Annotated in this window: 2 protein-coding genes; both read right to left on the bottom strand. The window is 65.2% G+C overall.

All coding sequences use genetic code 11. The annotated features are described in order from the left end of the window. Nucleotides 1-902 (bottom strand): mannitol dehydrogenase family protein (locus tag EN935_RS36360; RefSeq protein ID WP_164771704.1); only part of this gene is annotated, 902 nt, incomplete at its 3' end. Continuing rightward, nucleotides 899-1,279, bottom strand: a 381-nt coding sequence (locus EN935_RS36355; protein ID WP_127374249.1) for an SDR family oxidoreductase, incomplete at its 5' end; no start/stop codon positions are given. The genes EN935_RS36360 and EN935_RS36355, both read right to left, overlap by 4 nt.

Below are 1,279 nucleotides of genomic sequence, written 5' to 3'. Positions count from 1 at the left end.
CCGTTAAGCACCCGCATCTTGAGATGCTCGAACGGCGTGACATCGTCGACAAAGGTCGCGCCGACCAGATCCCAGCGCGGCATGCGACCGGCGAATTTCCGTTCGATCACCCATTGCCGGAACGGTTCACCGACGGCAACGGCAGCATCGCGGTAGCCGAACCACTGTTCGACGCTGTCGAGATCATCCTGCGTCACCGCCGGCGCGATGCGGTCGACCATGGCCGAGGGGAAGGTGGCGTTGGCTTCGATCCACTCGGCCAGCCCATTCTCGCGCCGCTCGGCAAAAGCCTGCACGACATTGGCCAGGATGACGCCATTGGTCGGAATGTTGTCGCAGGAGAGCAGCGTCAGCGGCCGGCCATGCGTCGCCCTGCGCAGCTCCAGCGCCTTTGCGAGGATGCCGGGCACGCTGCGTGGCCTCTCGGGGTTGGCGAGGTCATGGACGATGTCGGGATGGCCGAGGTCGAGTTCGCCACTCGACGGGATTTGGCAATAGCCTTTCTCGGTCACCGTCATCGTCACCAGCTCGATGTCAGGCGAAGACAAAACGTCGAGTGCCGGCGCGACACTTGCCTGGCTGTCGACCACTTCCAGGATGCTGCCGATGACGCGCGCCTCGATATGGCTGTTCTCGCGGATGAGCCTTGTGTAGAGCCCGCTCTGCCGGCCGAGCGTCTCAGTGAGGCTGGGCGGGCGGATGTTGATGCCGATCACGCCCCAGCGGTCGAAATGGAGCGACAAGAGGTCATCGGTGTATTCGGCCTGATGGCAACGATGGAAGGCGCCGACGCCGAGATGCGCCATCCCAGCGGCGAGCGCCGCGCGGTGATAGGCCGGTGTCTGGACAGCGGCGGGAAGTCTTTCCAGCAGTGCCGGGCTGAGCGTTTCGATGGCGCTCACCGGTTCGCCCCGATCACCCACTGTTCCTGGTCGACCAGCGTGCCGGTCATCGGCCCGGCGGCATCCGAAAGCAGGAAGACGGCGAGGTTCGCGATATCGCTCGTCGAGAACAGGCGGCCGAAAGGCTGCGAGGCGTTGGCGGCATCGAGCCAGCCAGGGCCATTGCCCAGCGTGTCGGCCTGCATGGCGCGTTCGGCCGGCGTGTCGGTCCAACCGACATTGATGCCGTTGACGCGGATGCGGTCGAAGCGGTGAGCGTTGGCGGCATTCTTGGTCAGCGTCGCCAGCGCGCCCTTGCTGGCGGAATAGACGGCGAGTTCCGGCGAGCCGCAATGGGCGTTGATCGACAGGATGTTGACAATGGCGCCACCCTGGCC

The sequence above is a fragment of the Mesorhizobium sp. M7D.F.Ca.US.004.03.1.1 genome (assembly GCF_003998635.1).
Taxonomy (GTDB): domain Bacteria; phylum Pseudomonadota; class Alphaproteobacteria; order Rhizobiales; family Rhizobiaceae; genus Mesorhizobium; species Mesorhizobium loti.
This window is presented reverse-complemented; position numbering and strand designations above follow the sequence as displayed.